The 528-nt window shown below is 68.2% G+C and carries 1 protein-coding gene; it reads left to right on the top strand.

The window, feature by feature from the left end; translation table 11 throughout:
• The coding region (locus IB227_RS18395) for a type VI secretion system Vgr family protein (RefSeq protein WP_192288568.1) at positions 1-528 on the top strand (528 nt) is incomplete at both ends.

Below are 528 nucleotides of genomic sequence, written 5' to 3'. Positions count from 1 at the left end.
GCCGGCTGGGCAGCGATGGCGGGCTGGTGCGCTATCGGCTGTCGCTGGCCTCGTGGACATGGTGGTTGCAGCATGCGCGCAACAGCCGCGTGTTCCAGGACAAGAGCGTGCGCCAGATCGTCGATGAGGTGCTGCAGGCACACGGCGACCTGGCCAGCTGGCAATGGGCCGAGGGCTGCGATGCGCTGCTCGGCGGCCGGGTGCGCAGCTACTGTGTGCAGTACCGCGAGAGCGACCTGGACTTCGTGCAGCGCCTGTTGGCCGAGGAAGGGCTGGGCTGGCGGTTGCAGGACGATGCGCAGGCACGCTGCGGCAACGGCATGGAGATCTTTGCCGACAGCGTGCGTCTGCCGGAGAGCGCGGCGAGCACCGAAGGCGTGCGCTTCCATCGCAGTGATGCGACCGAATCCAGTGACAGCATCCAGTTGTTGGGCCGGCAGCGGCAGCTGACCAGCACGCGCGTGAGCGTGCTCAGCGATGACTACCGCCGGGTGAGCAGCATCGCGCGGCAGTTGCCGGTGGATGGCG

The sequence above is a fragment of the Stenotrophomonas sp. STM01 genome (assembly GCF_014852135.1).
Taxonomy (GTDB): Bacteria; Pseudomonadota; Gammaproteobacteria; order Xanthomonadales; family Xanthomonadaceae; genus Stenotrophomonas; species Stenotrophomonas capsici.
Note: the sequence above shows the minus strand (reverse complement) of the source record. Positions and strands in the feature narration are given on the sequence as shown.